Here is a 22,681-nt window from a genome sequence, read left to right on the forward strand (position 1 = left end):
TGAAAGAAAAAAGGTCATGGCTTTAACCATGACCTTAGCTCTTAAGCATTCGCTTAAAGCAATAAATTATGTAATTATTTTACTGCGTCTTTAAGCGCCTTCCCTGGCTTAAATGCTGGAACTTTGCTTGCACCAATCTCAATTTCCTCACCAGTTTGAGGGTTGCGACCTTTACGTGCTGCACGCTCGCGTACTTCAAAGTTACCAAAACCGATTAATTGAACTTTATCACCGTTTTTCAAAGCATCTAAAATTGAATCAAAAACAGCATCAACTGCTTTGGTAGCATCTTTTTTAGAAAGTTCACTTGCTTCAGCTACTGCATTAATTAGTTCTGTCTTGTTCATGCCATTCACCTCCTCCCAAAGCAATTATTCAAAAACTCGTAAATAAGGATACTTATCTACATTTCTAAACAGATTTTCCAAATTCTATACGTCATAGTGCGGTTTTATTAACAATTTAATCTTAATTGAATTTTTCTTGTCGTACAATCTATTTTTTTTGAAAAAACCTTATTATATATAGGTTTTTAGCACCATAACGTAATTCTGTTAAAAGATTATCATAATCATTTCAGCATATCAAGAAAATTTCATGAAATAATGGTAATCTTTTCTTCAAAACAACAAATTTCTACTTTTTTCTCTCTATTTTCTTACAAAATACTACAAAAAAAGAAAAAAGACCCCATGCGGAGTCCCTTCTTCTATAGGATAATGGCAATTAAACCGCCTGATCCCTCGTTAATAATTCTCTCTAATGTTTCTTTTAATTTATACCTTGCATTCTCAGGCATTAGTGAAAGCTTTGCTTGAATCCCTTCTCGTACAATAGAGCTTAGTGACCTGCCGAATATATCAGAATTCCAAATCGATAGAGGATCATCCTCAAAGTCTTGCATTAGATAACGGACCAGCTCTTCACTTTGCTTTTCGGTACCAATGATTGGGGCAAACTCAGATTCAACATCAACCTTAATCATATGAATAGAAGGTGCAACAGCTCTCAGCCTTACTCCAAACCGGGCACCTTGACGGATAATTTCCGGCTCTTCAAGACTCATGTCTGAGAGTGTAGGTGAGGCGATACCATAACCTGTTTGCTTCACCATTTTCAATGCATCAGAGATATGATCATATTCCGCTTTTGCATGTGCAAAATCTTGCATAAGTTCAAGAAGATGGTCTTTACCCCTAATTTCTACACCGACGATTTCTTTTAAAATATCATCATATAACTCATCTGGAGCGAATAAGTCAATTTCTGCAACCCCTTGCCCCATCTCAATCCCCGCTAATCCTGCACGGTCAATAAAATCATATTCACTGAATTGTTGCACGACCCTGTCAACATCTCGTAATCTCTTGATATCTTTAACGGTATCTTTTACTGCCTCCTGATAGCTCTCGCGGAGCCAGTGATTCTCCCTTAAGACCATCACCCAGCTTGGCAGGTTTACATTCACCTCAAGGACTGGGAACTCATACAAGGCTTCACGAAGAACATTGAGTACATCACTGTCCCTCATGCTTTCTACACTCATTGCAATGACAGGAATGTCATATTTTTCGGCCAGGCTCGACCGAAGCGTTTCAGTACTCGGGTGGTATGGCTGAGCACTGTTGACAACCATTATAAATGGTTTGCCGACTTCCTTTAATTCCTCAACGACTCTTTCTTCCGCCTCGATGTAGTTGCTTCTTGGGATTTCACCAATTGTTCCATCTGTAGTGACAACAACCCCGATGGTTGAATGTTCTTGAATAACCTTCCTTGTTCCAATTTCAGCTGCTTCATGAAATGGAATCGGTTCTTCATACCAAGGAGTGGTAATCATTCGAGGTCCATTTTCATCCTCATAACCTTTCGCACCTGGCACCGTATAGCCAACACAATCCACAAGCCTTATATTAACATCCAAACCATCATCAACATGAACTGTCGCTGCTTGATTTGGAACAAATTTCGGCTCTGTTGTCATGATTGTTTTGCCGGCAGAACTCTGTGGAAGTTCATCTTGAGCACGGGATCTGTCAGCCTCATTGTTTATATTCGGTAAAACAACCAGTTCCATAAATTTTTTAATGAATGTTGATTTCCCTGTCCGTACCGCTCCTACGACCCCTAAATAAATATCACCGCCGGTTCTCTCGGCAATATCTTTAAAAATATCAACCTTTTCCAAGTGATCCCCTCCCGATCATAGACTAAAGTGGGATAATATTATCCATCTAGGTATTTTTGGACAGTATATGTTTATGACGTTGTCCTATATTGTTATGACACTTTTTTAAAAATTTTTTACCCCCCTATTCAAAATTCAGTGCTTTAAAGGTATGTGTCGTGTCTGAACGGTTTGGATCAAGTGAGGGTTTCGAATAAAGATACACAGCTTTTATTTCGGTGTTATCCTTATTGGGATAGATTTTGTTAACCTATTAACCTAAAAAACCCTTCTCCTACAATATATTTCGCAAGAAAAGGGTTATGACAATTTAATATTATCTTATTTATTCATGAATTTGGTTTCCAGAAAAACAGGCTCTTTTGTTTTAGAATCCACCGTATAGGGTAAGGAATAGGCCGGAACAAACATGGAGTTGTTCACGAGAATGGAGCGAATGTCCTCCCCGGGTTTAAAGTTTTTTTTCGTTTTCTTCAGCGCCTGATACAAATCAGCACGGTAATCTACATAGACCTCTGCATTTCCGGTGATGACAAGAGGAAGATTTTGATTTGAATAAGGACTGACTACTGATGGCGGACTTTCAAGACCCAGCTTTTTATAATCCAGGGTATACACGTTATTTGCAATACTATCTTTATAGGGCGGATATCCCTTTGTTTTAATTCTTAGATTAATGTCCCGAAGAGTTTCTGCCATCCTTAAATCCAACAATTTTACGGTTGGATTCTTTTCAACATCCACGAGCACATACTGAAAAATCCCGCCATTTTCAAAAGCATTTCCCGGAGGCTCCGCCATGTACTTCGGTGAAATTTTTTTAAAGTCAATCGGATATTTTAAATATATTGGAGTATTGGCTTCCCTTGTTTTAATCGGCAGAATGCCGCCATTTTCCTTCTGAAAAGAATCCACAGCTGATTGAACTGCCTGAATTTGATCTTTATAAGGGATTTGATTCTTTGCTAGTTTTTCATTTGGGTACATGCACCCTGATAAAAAAATAGCCGTAAACACAAAAACGCAGCCTAGCATGAGCCGTTTCATACAATCACCTTTATTTTATGTAATAAGAATAATTTAAGTAAATAAAACGATAAATAAAATAATTCCCGCAATAATCATAAATAAATAAGCTATAATTGCTGTAATTGCCCGAAAAATCCCTTTTAATTTATAGCGGCTAAGATAAATGGTGAAAATCGCTAAGAACATTAAGGCGATTCCGGCAACAGAAATCCACATTTTAAGCATTCCAGGTGACAAAAATAACTCCCCCTTTTACCGTAGGTTATTATACCATAGTCCAATAAAAAAACTGAAGTAAAGAGGGGCGAATTCTTTACTTCAGTCATTTAGACTAAAATAACCCATACTCCAGCTTCATACTATCATTGTTCTTCGTTGCATTGTATGCTGACATATTAAAAAGCGTATCATCGAACACCTATTTTTTTAGTCAAAAATGCACATTTTTAGTTTTAATCATGTCTTTCGTCTAAAATATTTGTCAGGTCTTCCATTTCCGGTTTTTTTCCACGGCCCATTAAGATATCAACGCCGTCCTTGGCGTTTTTACCGTTGAACAAGACATCATATAATGCGAAGGTGATTGGCATAACGACATCGTATTTTTTTGCGAGCTGATACGCTGCTTTTGTTGTTCTTACTCCTTCTACCACCATTCCCATATTGTCGAGAACTTCATCAAGTGTTTTCCCCTTACCAAGAAGATTCCCAGCACGCCAATTCCTCGAATGAACACTTGTACAAGTTACGATTAAATCTCCAATACCCGCTAAACCGGAAAATGTTAGTGGATTTGCCCCCATTTTCGTTCCTAAACGTGCAATTTCCGCAAGGCCTCTGGTGATTAATGCTGCTTTGGCATTATCTCCATAACCTAGTCCGTCCGTAATCCCTGCCGCGAGCGCAATAATATTTTTTAAGGCGCCGCCTATTTCTACACCAATTAAATCGGAATTGGTGTAGACCCTAAAATTATTATTGATAAATAAATCTTGAATTTTTCCGGCCGCCTCCATATTTTTCGACGATACGGTTACGGTTGTTGGATGGCGTAAACTAACTTCCTCAGCATGGCTTGGACCGGAAAGTACCACAACATCGCTTAAAAACTCTTTGGGCATTTCTTCTTCAATTATTTCAGTTATTCTCATTAGCGAGCCAGGTTCAATCCCTTTGCTTACATGGGCAATAATAAATGGATTTTTTGCAACCGAAGCGATTTTTCCAATGACTTCGCGAATTGCCTTTGTTGGCACAGCTAAAATAATTGTTTCTACACCTGATAATGAGTCACTTAAAGAGGCATAACCTACAATCAACTCCGGCAGATTGATACCCGGTAAATACTTTTTATTTGTATGAAATTGATTGATTTCTGTGACTTGATTTTCGTTATGACTCCACAAACGGACATGGTGACCATTATCGGCTAGAACCAATGCCAAGGCTGTTCCCCAGCTGCCTGCACCTAAAACAGCGATGGTTTCAGATTTTTGCCCCATTTACTACACCGGCCTTTCTTATTTTCTTTCTCTGGCAAAGATTTTTATCGGGGTTCCTTCGAATCCAAAAGCATCGCGAATTCGATTCTCCAGAAAACGCTCATACGAAAAATGCAATAGCTCGGGTTCGTTGACAAAGATAACAAAGGTCGGCGGCTTAACAGCAACCTGGGTTGCATAATATATTTTCAGGCGTCTGCCTTTGTCTGTTGGGGTTGGATTCATCGCAACTGCATCCATGATAATATCATTTAACACACTAGTATCAACGCGCATTGAATGATTTTCACTGGCCAAATTAATCATTGGCAGCAAGGTATGGATCCGCTTTTTGGTTTTAGCAGATAAAAAGACGATTGGCGCATAACTTAAGAATAGGAAATGTTCCCTTATTTTTTGTTCAAGCTCCTTCATAGTCTTTTCATCTTTTTCAACAGCGTCCCATTTATTGACGACAATAACAACTGCTCTTCCCGCTTCATGAGCATACCCGGCAATTTTTTTGTCCTGTTCAATGATTCCTTCTTCCGCATTTAAAACGACTAAGACAACATCGGAACGTTCAATCGCCCTTAATGCCCTTAGGACACTGTATTTCTCGGTACTTTCATAAACCTTACCTTTTTTACGCATACCCGCCGTATCAATAATGACATATTTCTCGTCGTTATATGTATAGGGTGAATCTACTGCATCCCGTGTTGTACCAGCAATATCGCTGACAATAACACGGTCTTCTCCTAATATAGCATTAACCAAGGAGGATTTCCCAACATTAGGACGTCCAATTAATGAAAACTTAATGACATCCGCATCATAATCATCTCCGCTGTCTTTTGGAAAGTGTTTCGCAGCAGCGTCTAACAAATCACCAAGTCCAAGACCATGTGACCCGGAAACTGGAATAGGTTCACCAAAACCCAATGCATAAAAATCATAAATTTGTTCCCGCATTTCGGGATTATCAATTTTATTTACTCCTAAAACAATCGGTTTTTTTGATTTATAGAGGATTTTCGCTACTTCTTCATCCGCAGCAGTTACCCCTTCTCTTCCGTTAGTTAAAAAAATGATAACATCGGCTTCATCAATCGCTACTTCTGCCTGTTGGCGAATTTGCTCCAAGAAAGGCTCATCACCGATGTCAATCCCTCCAGTATCAATCACATTAAAATCATGATTCAGCCATTCACCGGAACTATATATACGGTCCCTTGTCACGCCTGGGATATCTTCTACAATCGAAACACGTTCACCGACAATGCGGTTAAAAATAGTGGACTTACCTACATTTGGACGGCCCACAATGGCAATAACTGGTTTTACCATTTACATTCCCATCCTTTCCAATATATAATCAACAACTTATTTATGTTTAATTCTCTAAGCAATATACTCAGGCCAAATCATTCAGTAATAAGTGCTAATGATAAAACCCTTCTATCCATAAGAAGGGCCAACTTAATTAGTTTAACAAATGTTAATCCTTTCCCGCAATGGAAACCTCCGAAGTCAAGATGATTTTTGCTTTGCTTTTTCAGTAAAGTTAAAATGATTTTGAAATATCGCACCTGCATTTTCAAAAAAGCTCCATCCAACAAGCAAAAAGCTGATTAATGTACAAACATCAAGATAGGCTAATGCACCAATTGAGTATGGAAAATGATATTTATTTAAAATAAACGCATATAAGAATTCTCCTTGCATCGTTCCATTTATAACAATTAATAATCTTCCTCTGAGTGTTTTTTGCAGAATTATGGCTAAATACCCCAATAGAATTCCCATCATCCATTCCTTTTTAATAATAATCCAAATCGGATCGAAAATTTCAAACAAATGAAAGGTAACATACGCAATTCCCATAATATAGGAACAAATAAAATAATAGATGATTGCTCTAAGCTTTTCCTTACTAATCATTATAAAGGTAAGACTTAAAATGAATACACCGCTTGCATATATTTCGATATTTCCAAGCTTATAATGAGTAGGTGAAAGAATAATGACGAGTAAAATGGCTGCAGCTAATTTTAAACGATATGGATTCTGCTTTTTTAAAAAGAAAGTTAGATAGACCCAAAAAGACCAACAAATCCAATAAAATATGGAGCCTTCCACCTTTACCACCTCCTATTATCTTCATTATTGGTTAATACTATGTATTTTCATACTAACCTGCATAATCTTTACCTGATGATTCATCTTATTAAGAGGAGGTGTAGAAAGAATGGGAAAAGACCGTCAAGAAAAAAAACTAAAGGCAAGCAGAAGAGTGGAATCTGACAGGGATCAAGCATTGCATTACCCAGGTGCCACCAAATTACAAAGCCCTGAAGAGGCTAGGAGTTTAAACGACTCCAAATATGATTAATTTAAAGTAATGGCAATGTTAAAGAACAATGTTGATTAATAAACAAAGGTGATTGGAGCGGAAGGCACGTAGACTCCTCGAAAATGCTAACGCATTTTCTTCGTGCGTGGGCGGATTCAAGGGAGCAATTCAGTGTCCTGTGGGAGTACGGTGAAAGGGAGACCCCGCAGGAGCAAAGCAACGAGGAGGCTCCCCAGACCGCCCACGAACCGCTTGTGCCTGGAGTGGAAATCAACAACAAAGTTTATAGAGCCAAAGTAAAAAAGCATCAATGGACATTTTCTTGTCCGATGATGCTTTCCTTTATTATTGAATTTTTAAACTACACGATTAAAATTGTTTAATGCTTCTTGGTTTAAGACTTTAACTAAAGGCCTGCCGGCTACACCATCGATAATATTTTGGCATGTTTTATGTTTTAATTCCCTAAGAGCATCATCCGAAATATATCCGGAATGCGGAGTAATATAAACCTGATCCAAACTTAGCAATGGATCGTTTGGATCAGGTGGTTCATTCAACAGTACATCCAAGCCAGCACCGGCAATATGTCCTTCCACTATAGCCTGATACAAATCTTCTTCATTAATAAGCCCGCCCCGGCTGGTGTTGACAATAAAAGACCCCTTAGGCATCTGTTTTAGTTGTTCGTACCCAATGATGTTCTTATTTTCCGGTCTTAAAGGTATATGCAAACTTAAGATAGTCGATTGCCTTAACAATTCGTTAAACGAAACCGATTCCACCGTGTATTTTGAAAATATTTCTTTAGGCACACTTGGAGCATAGGTAATCAAGCGAACTCCAAACGGCTTTAGTTTTTCAGCCACTCTGCGGGCAATTTTGCCAAACCCGAGAAAGCCTACAGTATTTGTACTAAAGCGCTGAATCGGAAGGGTATCCATCGGATCCCATTTTCCTTCTTTTACTTTACGACTATACGCTGATAATCTACGAGTAACCGCAAGAATTAGGGCAACCGTATGATCAGAAACCTCCTCAGCACAATAATCAGGAACATGTGAAACAACTATCCCTTTTTTAGTAGCTGCGTCCACATCAACATGATCATAGCCAACTCCAGGTATAGAGATAACTTTACAAGAATCTAACTTTTCAATGATATTAGCTCGGCATTGAAAACCCACCTGTGCTACCACTCCATCAGCGATAGGAGCAAAAATCGGTAAATCTTCCTCTAGCGTTTCTGAACGGGTAACTTTTACTTCTATATCATGTTGTTGATACATATTCATTTCTAAATTATGATCATTCCATTCATCATCTAATATCCAAACTAAGTACTTGCCTGCTCTCACTCTACTTCTCTCCTTTTGCTCCTATAAAAGTTAGATTTTTTCTAATTTTTTTAATGATTTTATTAAAAGTTTATTTTGTTCCGAAGTACCAATTGAAATACGGGCATGTGATTGTAACCCCCAAGCAATACATGGGCGTATAAGAATTCCCTCTTGCATCAGTGCCTGGGAAAGCACCATAACATGTTCTTTCATATCCACGAACAGAAAGTTAGCGTGTGATTCAATCACATCAAACCCCAAAGTCTTTAGTTTATTTGTAAGCTCAAGCATCTCACGCTTATTTTCTCTTAAACTTTTATTTATATACTCTTGATCATCAAGTGCAGCTAAAGCACCTGCATGAGCAATACGATTAGCAGAAAAAGGTTCCCTTACCGCTTGGATAGTTTCTATATATTCAACACGTGCAGCTGCATATCCAATTCTAGTACCCGCCAATCCGTACAATTTTGAAAAAGTCCGAACAAAAATAACAGGGTAACCTTCCTTTACATAATCGATTCCAGTCCGATACCTTTCACGATCAATAAATTCGACATATGCTTCATCTAACACCACAATCACATGTGGTGGAATGCTTTTTAGAAATAATTCCAATTCATTTTCTGCCAAAATCGTACCAGTCGGGTTATTGGGATTACAAATAAAAATAAGTTTAGTATTTTCATTTATTGCTGTAAGAATTCCTTCGAGATTATAGGTATGATTCTCAAGCAATGGGACCTCAATAGTAGTTCCTTCCATAAGCAAAGTAATAGTTCTATATGGGGGGAAGTAGGGGTACAATAGATAATTTCATCACCAGGGTTAATATAGGCATTACCAATCAAAGAAATGATATTATCCGGCACCGTTTGCTATTAGAAATTGTCCAGGATCAATTTTATAGAATTTTCCTAATTTTTCACATAGTTCCCTGCATGTTGATTCAGGATATAATTGGCTGCCTTTCACAGGGTCAATACTTGAGCGTCCAGGTTCAGTTGAATATAAATCTTCAACCATCGAATAGATAAATGAAAAATCTATTGTAGCCTCCATTTTACAAACTAAATGATCAGCAGGTACAAGTTGATCTAGGGCTATCATCTCTACTTGATCACGATTGATCTGTGTATTTTTAGTAAGCATTTCATATACCTCATTTAAACCTTTTACCTAAATTATATAAAGGGCTGTGTTAATGTACTATATTTATATTTACACACTGTTGATTGGAGTGGAAGGCGCGAAGACTCCCGCGGGAGCAGCGGGACAGGTGAGACCCCGCAGGAGCTTTAGCGACGAGGAGGCTCACCGCCCGCCCCGCGGAAAGCGAAGCGCCTGGAACGGAAATCAACAGACGAGTATAACGCAGCCAAACAAAAAAGACTGTTGATAAACCCAAAATTCTTCGGATTTGTCGACAGTCTGAGCTCTCGCTGAAAAGCGAGAGCTTTATTTTATTCGGCGCTGACTAAATATTTTTGTATCAAATCCTCTTTGGTTTAACCAATGGTAGGTATACCCGGTAATCATCACAGGAGCACGTTGTAATTCTGAAATAGATTTTGCCCCTATTGCGGTCATAATCATCACTAAATCCTGGTGAAAGCGATGAATCTCTTCTTGTAATGCATCTCTTCCGTTCTTTACGAGTAATCGCAAAAAATGACCTGACATCCCTACTGCATTAGCTCCAATGGCCAGCCCTTTTGCAATGTCATGACTGGTACGAAAACCACCCGAGCCAATAATAGAAATTGGATTTGAATGGTTTGATGCTTCAAGGATTGAGATAGCCGTAGGAATCCCCCATTCATTAAAAAAAGCAAGCGGCTTCCTATTACGCTTATTTTCGATTTCTGCAAAATTTGTCCCGCCAAAACCGCCTACATCTACAGCTGAAACCCCGATAGATGAAAGCCTTTCAACTGTTTCTTTACACATTCCAAAGCCAACTTCTTTTGCAATAACAGGTACATCAACCGCATCCACGATCATTTCAATCCGTTTCATTGCACCAGAAAAATCCCGGTCTCCTTCAGGCATGGCTAATTCCTGGATAACATTTAAATGAATTTGCAAGGCATTTGCATCAATCATTTCAACAGCTTCTTTTGCCTGTTCCGGTGTAGCTTCACTGCCAAGATTGGCAATAATAATCCCTGTTGGATTTTCCCTTCGAACAACCTCATACGTGTATTGCTGCTGTTTGTCTTTTAACGCAGACATTTGCGATCCTACAGCCATTGCAATACCAGTATTTTTTGCAACAGCAGCGAGCTCTTTATTAATTTCAAAGGTTTTTTCACCGCCGCCGCCCGTCATTGCGTTGATAAAAATTGGCGAACTTAAAGAAAGTTCGCCAATTGAATGGTCTATTCGAACATCGGACACATTAATATCCGGTAAGCTCTGGTGAATAAAATGAATATCTTCAAATGCTGCTGAGCGTTCCTGCCTGTTATCTAAGGCGTAGCGTATGTGGTCCCATTTTCGTTCAAATCTAGACACGTAAAATCACCATTATTTTCTAAGATTCTTTAATTGTTCACCAATTACTTCTCCAAGCTGAAAACCTTTTGACTCCTCAGGAAGTTCATAGTCGAAGTTTTCTTCTACATCTTTCTCAAGAAGTTCTTTAATACTTAAAGATAGACGCTGTTCTTGTTCATTTACTTCAAGAACCTTAACTTTCACTTCTTGGCCTTCTTTTAATACTTCATGTGGTGTGGCGATATGCTTATGGGCAATCTGGGAGATATGGACAAGGCCTTCCACCCCAGGAAAAACTTCCACAAATGCACCATAAGATACAATTCTCTTCACTATACCTTCAAAAACACTACCTTTTGGCGCTCTTTCTGAAATATTAGCCCAAGGTCCAGGCAATGTTTCTTTAATGGATAAAGAAATTCGTTCATTATCACGATCAACGTTTAGTACCTTAACTTGGACCTTTTGCCCTTCCTGAACAACATCTGTTGGTCTGTCAACATGTTCGTGCGACAATTGTGAAATATGAACAAGTCCATCAATACCACCGATATCAACAAAAGCCCCGAAATCAGTAATTCTTTGAACTGTTCCATCAATCACTTGTCCTGCAGTTAAGGAGTCAAGAAGATTTTGCTTTTTCTTCCCTTTTTCTTCCTCTACCACAGCACGATGGGAAAGGATTAAGCGGTTCTTTTCTTTATCAAGTTCAACAATTTTAAAGGTTAGATTTTTTCCTTTATAATCCGAAAAATCTTCTACGAAGTAAGCCTCTACTAATGAAGCTGGTACAAAACCACGAACTCCAAGGTCAACAACAAGTCCACCCTTAACAACATCTTTAACCTCGGTTTCAATAATTTCGCCATTTTGGAATTGCTTTTCGAGTTGATCCCAGGCTTTCAGAGCATCTACTTTTCTTTTGGAGAGAATCAAGGCATCCTCTTCCACTTTCAGTACCTCTAGTTCGAGTTCATCGCCTTCTGAAACAACATCTGAAGCTTTTTCAATATGCAGGCTAGAGAGCTCACTTATTGGAATAATTCCATCAAGTTTACTGTCCTGAAGATTTACCACTACCTGCTTTTCTTCTACTTTTGAAACTTGTCCTGTAACTTTATCACCAACTTCAAAAGATCTTACTTCTACTTGATTCATTTCTTCCGACATATGTATTCCTCCTTAATCCAATTACTGCAAAAATCTATAGATTGGGGTGTTTACTCCATCCCATTAAAAAAACACTTCATAAGATAAGCTTGAGAATATTCTAAAAAAATCTCTTTTATTTAACTTCTTATAAATAGCTTGTTTTGTCAAGTAGAACCTATCGGTACTCTGTAATAAGTTTCTGAATTTCCGCCATAATCAAATCAGTCACTTCTTCTGGGGATGCTTTTGCCTTTCTGAGTTCATCCATTTGCATTGGTTTTCCATAAACAACTTTTAATTTCCGAAAGGCTTTATATGGACCAATTACCGCACATGGCACAACCTGTGCATTCGATCTTAGGGCAAAAAAACCGACTCCAGCCAGACCTTTTCCTAATTCCCCTGTTTTACTCCTTGTACCCTCAGGGAAAATCCCTAGAATATGACCGTCTTTTAAAACACTTAACCCTTTTCTTAAGGCATCTCGATCACTCATACCTCTTTTCACCGGAAAGGCATTACATCTCCTAATAATATCCCCTAATATTGGAACCGCAAATAATTCTTCCTTTGCCATAAAATAAACCGTTCTAGGAATCATAATACCGACAACGGGTGGGTCAAAGTTATTAATATGATTAGAACATAAAAGAACACCACCCTCTTTAGGAAAGTTTTCGGTCCCAATCGCTTCTATCCGATATAAAGGCTTTAAAATTGAATAGGCGACAGACTTAGCGAAAGTATAAAATTTCACTTTTAACCAACCCTCTCCTGCACTAGTTCCATTATTTTTTCAACTACTTCAGGAATGGTCATTGAGGTCGTATCTATTTCAACTGCATCATCCGCTTTTTTCAGTGGTGCAATCTCTCTTTCAGAATCAATTTTATCTCGACGAGCAATTTCTTGCTTTAATTTTTCCAAATCGGAAGGAAATCCCTTTTCAAGATTTTCAGCATGACGTCTTTCAGCTCTTTCATCCACACTTGCCAGTAAAAATACTTTTACTTCTGCGTGGGGCAATACATGTGTTCCTATATCTCTTCCGTCCATCACAACACCGCCATTTGAAGCAAGTGCCTGTTGTCTTTTTACCATTTCTTCACGAATTTTTTGTTGTTTCGCAACGATTGAAACCGAGTTAGTTACTTCGGCAGAACGAATGGCGGTTGTAACGTCGCTTTGGTCAAGATAAACTAATTGTCCATTTTCAGACGGCGCCAATACAATTTCGGTTGTGAGAAGTGTATCGTATAGGGCTTCTTCATCTTCCAAATTTAATTTTTTCTGGATTGCTTTATATGTTAAAGCCCGGTACATTGCTCCCGTATCTATGTATATATACGATAATTTTTCCGCTGCAATTTTTGCTACTGTACTTTTTCCGGCTGCAGCAGGACCGTCAATTGCGATTGAAATCTTCTTATTGTCCATAAATCCTCCTAAAACTTCATGATCCGTTAGGACCTCTTCTATTATTTATTTTACCATAAGAAATTGGGATACTTCCCTTTTTTACTCCTTAATATTTGAATTTCTTATTAGAGCTATTCTTATAAAAAAGAAAAAGAAAGCTGGTAAACCTGCTTTCACAGAGTTTCGAGAAAGGGAATTTTTTATTATGTTTGAATCCAAACTAACGTAATTTTAATAAATATATGTACATGCTAACACCTGTTAAACAGCTCATATATTAATAAAAATATAACAAATTAACGCGGTGTATTATTAAATAAGAGGAATAAAATAAAAGACTATCGAATATTTTTCGACAGCCTGAGAAGAAAGTCAACCTGCTTTCATTTTCCGGAAAGGGTTTGGATGATTTCAGTAAATGAATTTTCACTAACACCTTCATATTTTGTTAATTGTGTTAACTCTGGAAAAATACCATGTTGATGTAATAAAATCTGAGTTAAAATGAGAAAAACAAATTGGATTATCACCATTTTTATAAGTACTCTTTCTAACACTTTCATAGGATCACTCCAATAATAAATTATTCCTATTATTGGAGCGATTTTTAATTTTTATTCACGAACTCAAAGAACATCGCTATAAATGGCTTCAGCATTTTTGAGCTTTTCTACATCTTCCTCAATTCCATTTTGCGCATTGATGAAAATTCGGTACGTGTCTTCCCCAATGGTGCCGAGGAACTCATAACACAATACCTCTTTATTTAGATCGTTCACTATAATTGCCTCACGGTCTTCCATTACTTTAAATTTAGGATTGACCTTTGAACGGGCCTGTTTCATTGTAATCACAGGTGAAGGGATTTTCCAATCATGATGTGTCTTTAAATACTCTTCAGCAGAAACACCGATAATATCACCATTATCAAGAGCAACCTTAACTTTAATGGATTCTGGATAAACCCTAACCTTGTTAAGAGTTGTTACAAAATTTAAAACACCGATATTATCATATTGTGTGCTTTCAAACAACTCTAGATCTTCAAAGCCCTGATCCTTTAAAAATTTTGCTGCTCGATTTCCCGCATCATTTAAGCTGATCGTTTGTTTTTTTACATCCCGGTGATTAATAAACCAAATTGGAAATCCGCCTTTTTTGGTAACATCCATACTTGCCTCTTGACCTGTTTTGCTATTTTTAATCGAAACACTATAAAATCCATAATCCGAACCTTTTCCATTTTCAGTAACCTTTACTTTAGAATCCCCATCAAACTTCATATATTTTTTTGCTTCGCTTACTGCTTCAGTCCGTGTAATTTTCTTTCCTTTAATATTTTTAAAGTTTTCATCTTTTTTTTGCATATTGGCAAAGGTTGGCCCAAAGTCCGTTTCGTCGTAGCCTGTTACCGTTTTTTCTACCGTTTTAAAACCATCAATAATGGTATTGTCTGTCATTTCCTTGCCTGAAGCTAATGCGAGTTCAACATCCATCCAGCGTAGGTTATTTTTTAATACCATTGCTTGAACATTCCGAAGTTCGTTTTGAATTTCTCCTGACTGTTTATAAAGAACCTTCAAGGAGTTATATTCTTTATCCGTCAGCGGTTCCTTATCTAAATCTCTTATCGCTGTACGATAACTAAAATTCCCAATATTCGCTAAGAATTCCTCCGTTTTATTGAAGGGAAGCAATGTTAGCGGCAATTGACCAACATCATTATGGGCCTCTGAAGTAATTCTCCATACCTCTGCAAGAGATGGTGATAATGAGTGTCTTGAATTCATCGCCAGTGTGGTTCCGATTTTATCGTGCAATAAATCTACTTGATAGGTAAGACCATGAAATGCTCGTTGGTAGTTGTTTTCAGCATTTAAAAGGACTGCATTTTTTTCTTGGTGTTCTTGATACCCCCAAAAGGCGGTTCCGGCAACACCAATGGTCAAAACCCCGATTAAGATTCCTCTAATCATCTCTACACCTCCTTATTTGCAAAAAATATGTTTCCCAATTCTCTTAATTTGTGGCCGAGACCAAATCCACGGACTCGTTGCCGTTGCAGGATTAAAATAATACAAAGCTTCGCCTGTTGGGTCCCAGCCATTGATTGCATCGATAACCGCTTTTTTCGATGTTTCATTCGGGGTTAGCCAGATCTGGCCATCTGCTACTGCCGTAAAGGCCCCGGGTTCAAATATTACCCCTGAAACCGTATTAGGGAAATTCGCACTGTTCACTCGATTTAATATGACAGCCGCAACTGCAACCTGACCTATATAGGGTTCTCCCCGTGATTCGCCATGTACAGCATTCGCCATCAACTGTATATCATTTTGAGAAAATCCACTTGGAGTATTCGATGCAGCTGGCTTTTTGGAAGCAGCTTTTTTGGCTGGTGTATTATTCTGAGAAACATTCGATCGATTATATTTGGTTGATTTGAGCAATTTAGCCTTCGTTGATTCACCTGCAAACCCATCAATAGGAAGCCCGAATTCATATTGATAATTCCTTAATGCCCAATATGTACTCCATCCAAAAACCCCATCAATCTTTCCATGGTAGAAACCGATATATTTAAGCCGTGATTGAAGCTCAATTACATCTTCGCCTACCGCTCCTCGCTGGATGACTTGGTTGCTAAAAGCTTTCGTTTTGTTCGGTTCCACCAACGAAAATATCATCATCAAAAAAGAGCTAAAAATGAAAATTTTCATTAGGATTTTTTTCTTTTTCATGGAATTGTAACCCCCAGATGTAAATCTTTTTACAGTAACCCTATTTTTTGTTTTCATGGAAATTTTATTCATACAATTGTTTGGCTACTTTTATGCAAAGGCTGTGTTAAACTTGGTTGTTGATTTCCGCTCCAGGATGCTCGCTTTCCGCGGGGCGGGCGGTGAGCCTCCTCGGCGCTTAAAGCGCCTGTGGGGTCTCACCTGTCCCGCTGCTCCCGCAGGAGTCTCGCACCTTCCGCTCCAATCAACGCTGTTTAAAAATCAACATTGTTCTTTAACAAAGCCTATGCAAAAAAAATCCCTTCATTAAGACTGAAGGGATTTTTCAACAGAGTATTTCTTTTTAAAATGATTTGCACTAAGTATTTTCGCCGTTTTAACCTTCCTTAATCCAAACCACCAAAGAAAAATCATAAAAGGGAAAATAATATAAATCCAATTTTCTTGGGTTATTAGAATATAATCATAAACACCATGGAGAATAAAAGGTAAGAGCAGTGAAAGAATGATCCATTTCATCTTTAAACCTTCTGTAAATTTTGCCTTTCCAATATAAAAACCCATAATAACACCAAAAAGGGCATGGCTTGAAACGGGGAGTAATGCCCTTGTTACAGCATGCTCAATTCCATTAGCAACTAAATAAAAAATATTTTCTACAGTGGCAAACCCTAAAGAAGCTGCAGCTCCATAAACAATTCCATCAAAGGGTTCATCAAATTCAACATGTGAGTATATGGCATAAAAAAGAATAAACCACTTGAAGAATTCCTCCAATAGGCTTGAGGTCAAGAAAGCATCAATCACTTCAGACTTTATGAGGTGTTCCGTTTCAAATACATGCTGGATAAACATAATTGGGAAAACAAGAAGGGCTCCATACATAAAGGTTCTCAGAACAACAGAAATAGGTTCCGTTTCATATTCATCTTTTAAATAAAAATAACTTAATAAGGCTAACCCGGGAGCAATTCCCGCTGATAAAATTGCCAGCATCTAGGATCCTCTTTTCAATCCGTTTTTTATATCGTATCATGTAACGAACTTAAATGAAATGAAAGATTCTTCTAGTTAAATATAATTATTTGTTTTCTTTTTCCATGATGGATTTTGCAATGAGACCCCCGTGGAAACGTCCATTTTCAATAAATATTTCATTTGCATTGTTACCCGCAGCAATAACTCCAGCGATAAAAATACCGCTTATGTTTGTTTCCATCGTATCTGGATTATAGCAAGGCCTCCCAGATTCCCGATCAATATCAATCCCCATCGTTTTTAGAAAATGATGGTCCGGATGGTAACCGGTCATAGCAAAAACAAAATCATTGTCTATTGTATGCTCTACCCCATCCTTTACATAGGTCACTTGCTTTTCAGTAATTTCTTTTACATGTGCCCTAAATTCCATCGAAATCATTTCATTACGAACCAATGCTTCGAATTCAGGAAGTATCCAGGGTTTAATACTTGGAGAATATTCATTCCCTCTGTACAAAACCGTAACTCTTGCCCCAGCCTTTTCAAGTTCAATCGCAGCGTCCACACTGGAATTTTTACCACCGATTACGCAAACATCTTTATCAAAATAAGGATGTGCTTCTTTAAAATAATGAAAAACCTTTGAAAGATCTTCACCAGGCACATTCATATAGTTGGGGTGATCGTAATACCCCGTTGCAATTATTACGTAAGGAGCCTCGTAGGTGCGTTTATCCGTCTTTACGACAAACCTTTCCCCCTGTTTCATTACTTCCACTACTTTTTCGTATGCATGAACACGTAATTTTTTTCTTTTTACAACCTCCCGGTAATAAACCAATGCTTGATTACGGCGAGGCTTATAATTTTCTGTTAAAAAAGGGACTTCTCCAATTTCTAATTTCTCACTCGTACTAAAAAAAGTCTGATGTGTTGGATAATGATAAATAGCATTCACAACATTTCCCTTTTCAATAACAAGTGGGTTTTTTCCTATTTCTTTTAAAGAGATGGCTGCAGCTAGGCCGCATGGTCCGCCTCCGACAATGATTATATCTTCATTTTGCATAACGAATGCACTCCTTAATGAATTGTATATGTTTATACATGGCTATTGATTTCCGCTCCAGGCGCGAGCGGTTCGCGGGCGGTCTGGGGAGCCTCCTCGGCGCTTAAGCGCCTGTGGGGTCTTCCCTTTCCCGTCCCCGCATGAGTCTTCGCGCCTTCCTCTCCAATCAACTAGTTTTGAAATTCAACAATGATTTATAAATAAAAAAAAACTCCCACCACTATGATAGGAGTTTTTTTATAAGGTTTCAATGTTTTAACTTAAATCCAGCCTCTGAAACGGCTTGCCTCTGCCATTTTTCTTACGCCAACCATATAGGCTGCAAGGCGCATATCGACGCGGCGTGTTTGTGCTGTATCATAAATACTGTTAAATGATTTTACCATTATTTTTTCAAGTTTTTCTTCTACTTCTTCTTCAGACCAGTAGTAACCTTGGTTATTCTGCACCCACTCAAAGTAAGAAACTGTTACACCGCCGGCAGATGCCAATACGTCAGGTACAAGCAGGATACCGCGCTCTGTAAGGATTTCAGTTGCTTCAAGTGTTGTCGGACCGTTTGCTGCCTCAACAACAATCTTAGCACGAATATCGTGTGCATTATCCTTGGTAATTTGATTTTCAATTGCAGCAGGAACAAGAATATCACATTCAAGTTCAAGCAATTCTTTATTTGAAATCGTATTATTAAATAATTTAGTCACTGTTCCAAAGCTGTCACGGCGATCCAATAAATAGTCAATATCAAGTCCATTTGGATCGTAAAGTGCTCCATATGCATCTGAAATCCCTACTACTTTTGCACCCGCATCATGCATAAATTTAGACAAATAGCTTCCTGCATTACCAAAGCCCTGAACGACAACCCTTGCACCCTCGATTTGGATACCTTTCTTTTTCGCAGCTTCGCGAATACAGATTGTTACGCCCTTCGCTGTAGCAGAATCACGGCCATGGGATCCTCCTAGAACAAGTGGCTTTCCTGTAATAAATCCAGGTGAGTTAAATTCATCAATTCGGCTATATTCATCCATCATCCAAGCCATAATTTGCGAATTTGTAAATACGTCTGGAGCAGGAATATCTTTAGTAGGTCCAACGATTTGACTGATAGCACGCACGTAGCCACGGCTTAATCTTTCAAGCTCTCTAAAAGACATATCGCGAGGGTCACAGACGATTCCGCCTTTACCGCCGCCATATGGAAGGTCAACAATACCGCATTTCAAACTCATCCAAATCGAAAGGGCTTTTACTTCTGTCTCTGTCACACCAGGATGGAAACGAATACCGCCCTTTGTAGGACCAACAGCATCATTATGCTGGGCACGATGGCCAGTAAATATTTTTATTGAACCGTCATCCATACGAACTGGAATTTTCACTGTCATCATGCGTAACGGTTCTTTTAATAGTTCATATACCTCTTCAGGATAACCTAATTTTTCAAGGGCTTTATGAATAACGGTTTGTGTAGATTTTAACACATTATTCGTTTCCTCTTGATTAGTCTTTTCAGTACCATTTTCGGCTACCATTTGTAAACCTCCTAAGATATCTCTTTTACGAATGTTGTCCGCTTTCAGACACAAGTATACACTTTTAAATGATTAATGCAAGAAGAAAAATATACTTTTCCTTTTTCTTAAAAAAATTTTGTGTAAACGCTGCCACTCTTATGTATAAGGGATTCTCTGGAATCTGAATATCCAATTCATAATTTGGGCAGAAAGAAGCGGTGGCCCCCTCCTAAACAGGCTAAAAACCTATTTAAAAAAATGGAGGATGGTTTCCACCGCTTTTTTTTCAATTATTTTTTTGCCATATTCCTCAAGCATGTATGGACTAAGTATAGAAGGCTCCCCATATTCAGATAGCAGAGATGCTGCTCGTTCGTTTGTTATAGCATCCAATTTATTGATAAGTAAATAATAACGGTCATTCATCGAAAACAATGTACCAGCCAAAATATTAATTAAACTAAGCCTTTTCGAAAGATTTATGATATCTTCAAAACTTGCAAACTCATACAAAAGATCTTCAGAACCTTCAACCCTAACCTGCATTTCAATAAAGCCATCGAATAAGGATTCCTCATCTTCAGCCGTTTCATCGACGGTAATAATCATAATCATTCCCTGAGCCTGTAAAGAAAAAATTTCCACTGCAACTGAACCCTGTATCTCAACATCAAATTCCTCACTTGCCTCTTCCAGCATATCATGAAAGAGCTGATGCCATTTTATCGAATCCTTCCAAATATCCTCCTTGGAGAGGCCTCTTTCAAATAAATCATCAGAGGTTAAGAAAATTTTAATTTTATTGGCTGTTAAGCGTTCTAAGCGCATGCTTTTGCCCCCTGCCGTGACCTAACTCTTGTGTTTAGTGTATGTCATCGCCGTTTAATGGTGAATTGTCTACCTCACCAATCGCTTAGATTCCTTTTTTCAGTGTAATTAAATGGCTTTCTGCAGGTGCCCCCAGCCTTAACGGAACAGTTGTTGTCCCGTAACCGTTACTGATCAGGAGCGTGGTATTCTCTAACTTTTTCAATTGCCCTTTTTTGAATGGACTATATCCAAGAATATGAATTTGCCCTCCATGTGTGTGTCCGCTTAACACCAGCCTAATTTCATCTTGGGCTTTAATTTTATCTGTTATATTAGGATAATGACTGGCAAGAATTTTAAAGCTATTTGGATCCGCATCCATAAGCGCGAAATCGAGCCGGTCCCGATCTTGACTTAAATCATCAACTCCTAATAAACATAATTTATCGCCTTCCCCTGATTCAAAGGTTACAGCTGTATTATCGAGAACCTTAACCCCAAAGTCCAAGAAGATCGCATCTAACTCATGATAATCCACTTCATAATCATTATTTCCCCAAACAAAATAAACAGGTCCAAGGCTTTTTAATTTTTTCAGATTTTCCTTTACTTTTGAAAATGGTACACCTTTTTCTGTTAAATCCCCTCCGATAATGACGATATCGGTTCTACCTTTTACTGCATGAATAATTTTGTCCGAAATACTGCGCCGGTGTATATCGGAGATAAAAAAGAGAAACCTTACCAAATGATTTTGGAAAATCACTAAATTCAATTTCCTCTTCCCTTACTTGATTTAGAAATGCTTCTCTGATCATATAAAACAAAAGGCAAATACCTACCAATAAAACAATGATGATTATAACCATTTTCAAAGTTTCCCCTTTACACGTTCTAACGTTCTACGGAAATAATACCATAAAGAAAACTTAAACTAAAAAAGAGAAGTGTCAATTCAGGTCCTATATAAAAATGCACTGAAAAAATCAGTAGTAAGCCTGATAATGCAGCAAGTACTTCCCATCCCCGGCGCTTTTGCTCTTGAAGATGTTTTTTCTTCAAAATAGTTTCACGTATGTATCGAGCATTCACAACGAGCCCAATAAAAAATGCAATCGATCCCGCAAAAAATTCTAATGGCTTAACGATAAATCGAATAAGGAAATCAGTTAAAATAAAAGGGTGGTTGATTGGAATCCATTTATTTATAAGGTATCCACATAAAAAGACTATGCAAAGTTTCCAAATACTCGCTGCCAAAAAAATCCCTCCCATACAAATGTATGAGAGGGAAATAATTTCTTTCCTAAGACCATATTATTCATCTTCTTGAATATTTAAAATTCTAAACCCATGCTCTTCCAGTTTCTTTGTAAACTTATCTATATTATCCTTCTTTTCAACCTTCATTACTATTCTACGAACAAGTTTATCGGTTTCATCAAATGTAACCAGAGAGATAATGTGCTCGTGGAAATGATGGGCAATTTCCGAAAGGCGGGCGATTCGGCCCTCCGTTTCAACCGAAGTAAAGGCTATTCGGACACCTGGGCGATGTACGCCAAATGCACTTTCAAATGCACTTAACACATCTGAACGTGTTACGACACCAAGAAAGTTACCACTTGAATCTACAACTGCCAGCAGTGGAAAATCTTTAAGTTCCAGAAGTGTCTTTTCAAATACTTCCCCACCTTCTAAGAAATCATCATGGTGTGTTGCAACTTCATTTACGGTTGTGGTAGATAGAAAGTCATCACGCTGTTGATTGGATTTAAAAAAGTTTTCGTATATCCCATATCGAGTGACAACACCTACATACTTTGCTCCATTGAGTACCGGTAAACCATCAATTTGGTGTTCTTCTAATTGTGTCAATGCTTGTTTCAATGTTTGATTATGTTGAACTGTAAAACACTCGTGCTTAGGTATCATCATGTTTTTTACGAACAATTCCATCACCTCTAGACTTTTAATCCTACATCCTTATTATAGTTCAACAATCTCGTCCAAAACCCCACTTTGTTGTTAAAGTTTAGTGTCATGTTTCCCAATTAACATCATATATTTATCTATGATGTTAAAACAAGGAGGTT

The 22,681-nt window shown here is 38.0% G+C and carries 23 protein-coding genes and 2 pseudogenes; 1 reads left to right on the forward strand and 24 read right to left on the reverse strand.

Annotation, left to right across the window (positions count from 1 at the left end):
* Positions 1-74: 74 nt before the first annotated feature.
* The 7 genes from hbs to RCG21_RS24590 all read right to left on the reverse strand — a co-directional run bounded on the left by hbs (position 75) and on the right by RCG21_RS24590 (position 6,840).
* Positions 75-347 (reverse strand): non-specific DNA-binding protein Hbs, encoded by a 273-nt coding sequence (gene hbs, locus RCG21_RS24560; protein ID WP_034676225.1) that lies wholly within the window; start codon positions 345-347, stop codon positions 75-77.
* A gap of 362 nt (positions 348-709) precedes the next feature.
* Entirely contained in the window at positions 710-2,188 is a 1,479-nt protein-coding gene (gene spoIVA, locus RCG21_RS24565; protein ID WP_026573284.1) for a stage IV sporulation protein A, read from the reverse strand.
* Positions 2,189-2,509: 321 nt separating this feature from the next.
* A complete protein-coding gene (locus tag RCG21_RS24570) occupies positions 2,510-3,235 on the reverse strand; it encodes a YphF family lipoprotein (protein ID WP_133335885.1) in 726 nt (241 codons plus the stop codon).
* A gap of 33 nt (positions 3,236-3,268) precedes the next feature.
* Positions 3,269-3,454, reverse strand: coding sequence for a DUF2768 domain-containing protein (locus RCG21_RS24575; RefSeq protein WP_133335883.1), 186 nt, complete (start codon positions 3,452-3,454; stop codon positions 3,269-3,271).
* 215 nt (positions 3,455-3,669) lie between these two features.
* Entirely contained in the window at positions 3,670-4,719 is a 1,050-nt protein-coding gene (locus tag RCG21_RS24580; RefSeq protein ID WP_133335881.1) for an NAD(P)H-dependent glycerol-3-phosphate dehydrogenase, read from the reverse strand.
* 18 nt (positions 4,720-4,737) lie between these two features.
* Complete coding sequence (gene der, locus RCG21_RS24585) at positions 4,738-6,048, reverse strand: ribosome biogenesis GTPase Der (RefSeq protein ID WP_133335879.1); 1,311 nt, start codon at positions 6,046-6,048, stop codon at positions 4,738-4,740.
* Between the two features lie 183 nt (positions 6,049-6,231).
* Entirely contained in the window at positions 6,232-6,840 is a 609-nt protein-coding gene (locus RCG21_RS24590) for a YphA family membrane protein (protein ID WP_133335877.1), read from the reverse strand.
* Positions 6,841-6,949: 109 nt separating this feature from the next.
* On the opposite strand from RCG21_RS24590, the gene RCG21_RS24595 reads away from it, so the two are divergent.
* Positions 6,950-7,093 (forward strand): YpzI family protein, encoded by a 144-nt coding sequence (locus RCG21_RS24595; protein ID WP_081810677.1) that lies wholly within the window; start codon positions 6,950-6,952, stop codon positions 7,091-7,093.
* Positions 7,094-7,410: 317 nt separating this feature from the next.
* Here RCG21_RS24595 and RCG21_RS24600 read toward each other — a convergent pair whose 3' ends face one another.
* From RCG21_RS24600 to RCG21_RS24680, 17 genes and pseudogenes are all read right to left on the reverse strand, one after another.
* Positions 7,411-8,412 (reverse strand): C-terminal binding protein, encoded by a 1,002-nt coding sequence (locus tag RCG21_RS24600; RefSeq protein ID WP_133335875.1) that lies wholly within the window; start codon positions 8,410-8,412, stop codon positions 7,411-7,413.
* Between the two features lie 30 nt (positions 8,413-8,442).
* Positions 8,443-9,201, reverse strand: coding sequence for a pyridoxal phosphate-dependent aminotransferase (locus RCG21_RS24605; RefSeq protein ID WP_268884105.1), 759 nt, complete (start codon positions 9,199-9,201; stop codon positions 8,443-8,445).
* A gap of 165 nt (positions 9,202-9,366) precedes the next feature.
* Positions 9,367-9,546, reverse strand: a pseudogene (locus tag RCG21_RS24610) (transposase); the annotation flags it as partial.
* A gap of 306 nt (positions 9,547-9,852) precedes the next feature.
* On the reverse strand, positions 9,853-10,911 hold the full coding sequence (gene fni, locus RCG21_RS24615) for a type 2 isopentenyl-diphosphate Delta-isomerase (protein ID WP_133335871.1): 1,059 nt from the start codon (positions 10,909-10,911) through the stop codon (positions 9,853-9,855).
* A 12-nt stretch (positions 10,912-10,923) separates the two neighbouring features.
* The gene (rpsA, locus tag RCG21_RS24620; protein ID WP_133335869.1) at positions 10,924-12,063 is read right to left on the reverse strand and encodes a 30S ribosomal protein S1; all 1,140 of its coding nucleotides are present in this window, start codon (positions 12,061-12,063) and stop codon (positions 10,924-10,926) included.
* 157 nt (positions 12,064-12,220) lie between these two features.
* On the reverse strand, positions 12,221-12,802 hold the full coding sequence (locus tag RCG21_RS24625) for a lysophospholipid acyltransferase family protein (RefSeq protein ID WP_133335867.1): 582 nt from the start codon (positions 12,800-12,802) through the stop codon (positions 12,221-12,223).
* A 2-nt stretch (positions 12,803-12,804) separates the two neighbouring features.
* Positions 12,805-13,482 (reverse strand): (d)CMP kinase, encoded by a 678-nt coding sequence (cmk, locus tag RCG21_RS24630; RefSeq protein ID WP_133335865.1) that lies wholly within the window; start codon positions 13,480-13,482, stop codon positions 12,805-12,807.
* 365 nt (positions 13,483-13,847) lie between these two features.
* Positions 13,848-14,027 (reverse strand): YpfB family protein, encoded by a 180-nt coding sequence (locus tag RCG21_RS24635; protein ID WP_133335863.1) that lies wholly within the window; start codon positions 14,025-14,027, stop codon positions 13,848-13,850.
* A 63-nt stretch (positions 14,028-14,090) separates the two neighbouring features.
* The gene (gene ypeB / locus RCG21_RS24640) at positions 14,091-15,440 is read right to left on the reverse strand and encodes a germination protein YpeB (protein WP_133335861.1); all 1,350 of its coding nucleotides are present in this window, start codon (positions 15,438-15,440) and stop codon (positions 14,091-14,093) included.
* Positions 15,441-15,452: 12 nt separating this feature from the next.
* Positions 15,453-16,154: a spore cortex-lytic enzyme gene (gene sleB, locus RCG21_RS24645; protein WP_235824836.1), complete on the reverse strand. Its 702-nt coding sequence runs from the start codon at positions 16,152-16,154 to the stop codon at positions 15,453-15,455.
* A gap of 357 nt (positions 16,155-16,511) precedes the next feature.
* On the reverse strand, positions 16,512-17,201 hold the full coding sequence (gene prsW, locus RCG21_RS24650) for a glutamic-type intramembrane protease PrsW (RefSeq protein WP_133335857.1): 690 nt from the start codon (positions 17,199-17,201) through the stop codon (positions 16,512-16,514).
* An 85-nt stretch (positions 17,202-17,286) separates the two neighbouring features.
* A complete protein-coding gene (locus RCG21_RS24655) occupies positions 17,287-18,255 on the reverse strand; it encodes a YpdA family putative bacillithiol disulfide reductase (RefSeq protein ID WP_133335855.1) in 969 nt (322 codons plus the stop codon).
* 260 nt (positions 18,256-18,515) lie between these two features.
* Positions 18,516-19,793 (reverse strand): Glu/Leu/Phe/Val family dehydrogenase, encoded by a 1,278-nt coding sequence (locus RCG21_RS24660; RefSeq protein WP_133335853.1) that lies wholly within the window; start codon positions 19,791-19,793, stop codon positions 18,516-18,518.
* Between the two features lie 228 nt (positions 19,794-20,021).
* A complete protein-coding gene (locus RCG21_RS24665) occupies positions 20,022-20,603 on the reverse strand; it encodes a genetic competence negative regulator (RefSeq protein ID WP_133335851.1) in 582 nt (193 codons plus the stop codon).
* A gap of 85 nt (positions 20,604-20,688) precedes the next feature.
* Positions 20,689-21,454, reverse strand: a pseudogene (locus RCG21_RS24670) (metallophosphoesterase).
* Between the two features lie 25 nt (positions 21,455-21,479).
* Positions 21,480-21,845, reverse strand: a complete 366-nt coding sequence (locus RCG21_RS24675) for a hypothetical protein (RefSeq protein WP_133335847.1) — start codon at positions 21,843-21,845, stop codon at positions 21,480-21,482.
* A 57-nt stretch (positions 21,846-21,902) separates the two neighbouring features.
* Positions 21,903-22,538, reverse strand: a complete 636-nt coding sequence (locus RCG21_RS24680; RefSeq protein ID WP_133335845.1) for a CBS domain-containing protein — start codon at positions 22,536-22,538, stop codon at positions 21,903-21,905.
* Positions 22,539-22,681 lie beyond the last annotated feature (143 nt).

This window comes from Bacillus salipaludis (assembly GCF_030938565.1).
In the GTDB taxonomy this organism is placed as follows: domain Bacteria; phylum Bacillota; class Bacilli; order Bacillales; family Cytobacillaceae; genus Neobacillus; species Neobacillus salipaludis_A.

What these genes read in the sequence shown, in the direction of transcription:
- hbs (WP_034676225.1), bottom strand. Translation starts at nt 347, where the DNA reads ATGAACAAGACAGAACTAATTAATGCAGTAGCTGAAGCAAGTGAACTT.
- RCG21_RS24570 (WP_133335885.1), bottom strand. Translation starts at nt 3,235, where the DNA reads ATGAAACGGCTCATGCTAGGCTGCGTTTTTGTGTTTACGGCTATTTTT.
- RCG21_RS24580 (WP_133335881.1), bottom strand. Translation starts at nt 4,719, where the DNA reads ATGGGGCAAAAATCTGAAACCATCGCTGTTTTAGGTGCAGGCAGCTGG.
- der (WP_133335879.1), bottom strand. Translation starts at nt 6,048, where the DNA reads ATGGTAAAACCAGTTATTGCCATTGTGGGCCGTCCAAATGTAGGTAAG.
- RCG21_RS24595 (WP_081810677.1), top strand. Translation starts at nt 6,950, where the DNA reads ATGGGAAAAGACCGTCAAGAAAAAAAACTAAAGGCAAGCAGAAGAGTG.
- rpsA (WP_133335869.1), bottom strand. Translation starts at nt 12,063, where the DNA reads ATGTCGGAAGAAATGAATCAAGTAGAAGTAAGATCTTTTGAAGTTGGT.
- cmk (WP_133335865.1), bottom strand. Translation starts at nt 13,482, where the DNA reads ATGGACAATAAGAAGATTTCAATCGCAATTGACGGTCCTGCTGCAGCC.
- RCG21_RS24635 (WP_133335863.1), bottom strand. Translation starts at nt 14,027, where the DNA reads ATGAAAGTGTTAGAAAGAGTACTTATAAAAATGGTGATAATCCAATTT.
- ypeB (WP_133335861.1), bottom strand. Translation starts at nt 15,440, where the DNA reads ATGATTAGAGGAATCTTAATCGGGGTTTTGACCATTGGTGTTGCCGGA.
- sleB (WP_235824836.1), bottom strand. Translation starts at nt 16,154, where the DNA reads ATGATGATATTTTCGTTGGTGGAACCGAACAAAACGAAAGCTTTTAGC.
- prsW (WP_133335857.1), bottom strand. Translation starts at nt 17,201, where the DNA reads ATGCTGGCAATTTTATCAGCGGGAATTGCTCCCGGGTTAGCCTTATTA.
- RCG21_RS24655 (WP_133335855.1), bottom strand. Translation starts at nt 18,255, where the DNA reads ATGCAAAATGAAGATATAATCATTGTCGGAGGCGGACCATGCGGCCTA.
- RCG21_RS24660 (WP_133335853.1), bottom strand. Translation starts at nt 19,793, where the DNA reads ATGGTAGCCGAAAATGGTACTGAAAAGACTAATCAAGAGGAAACGAAT.
- RCG21_RS24665 (WP_133335851.1), bottom strand. Translation starts at nt 20,603, where the DNA reads ATGCGCTTAGAACGCTTAACAGCCAATAAAATTAAAATTTTCTTAACC.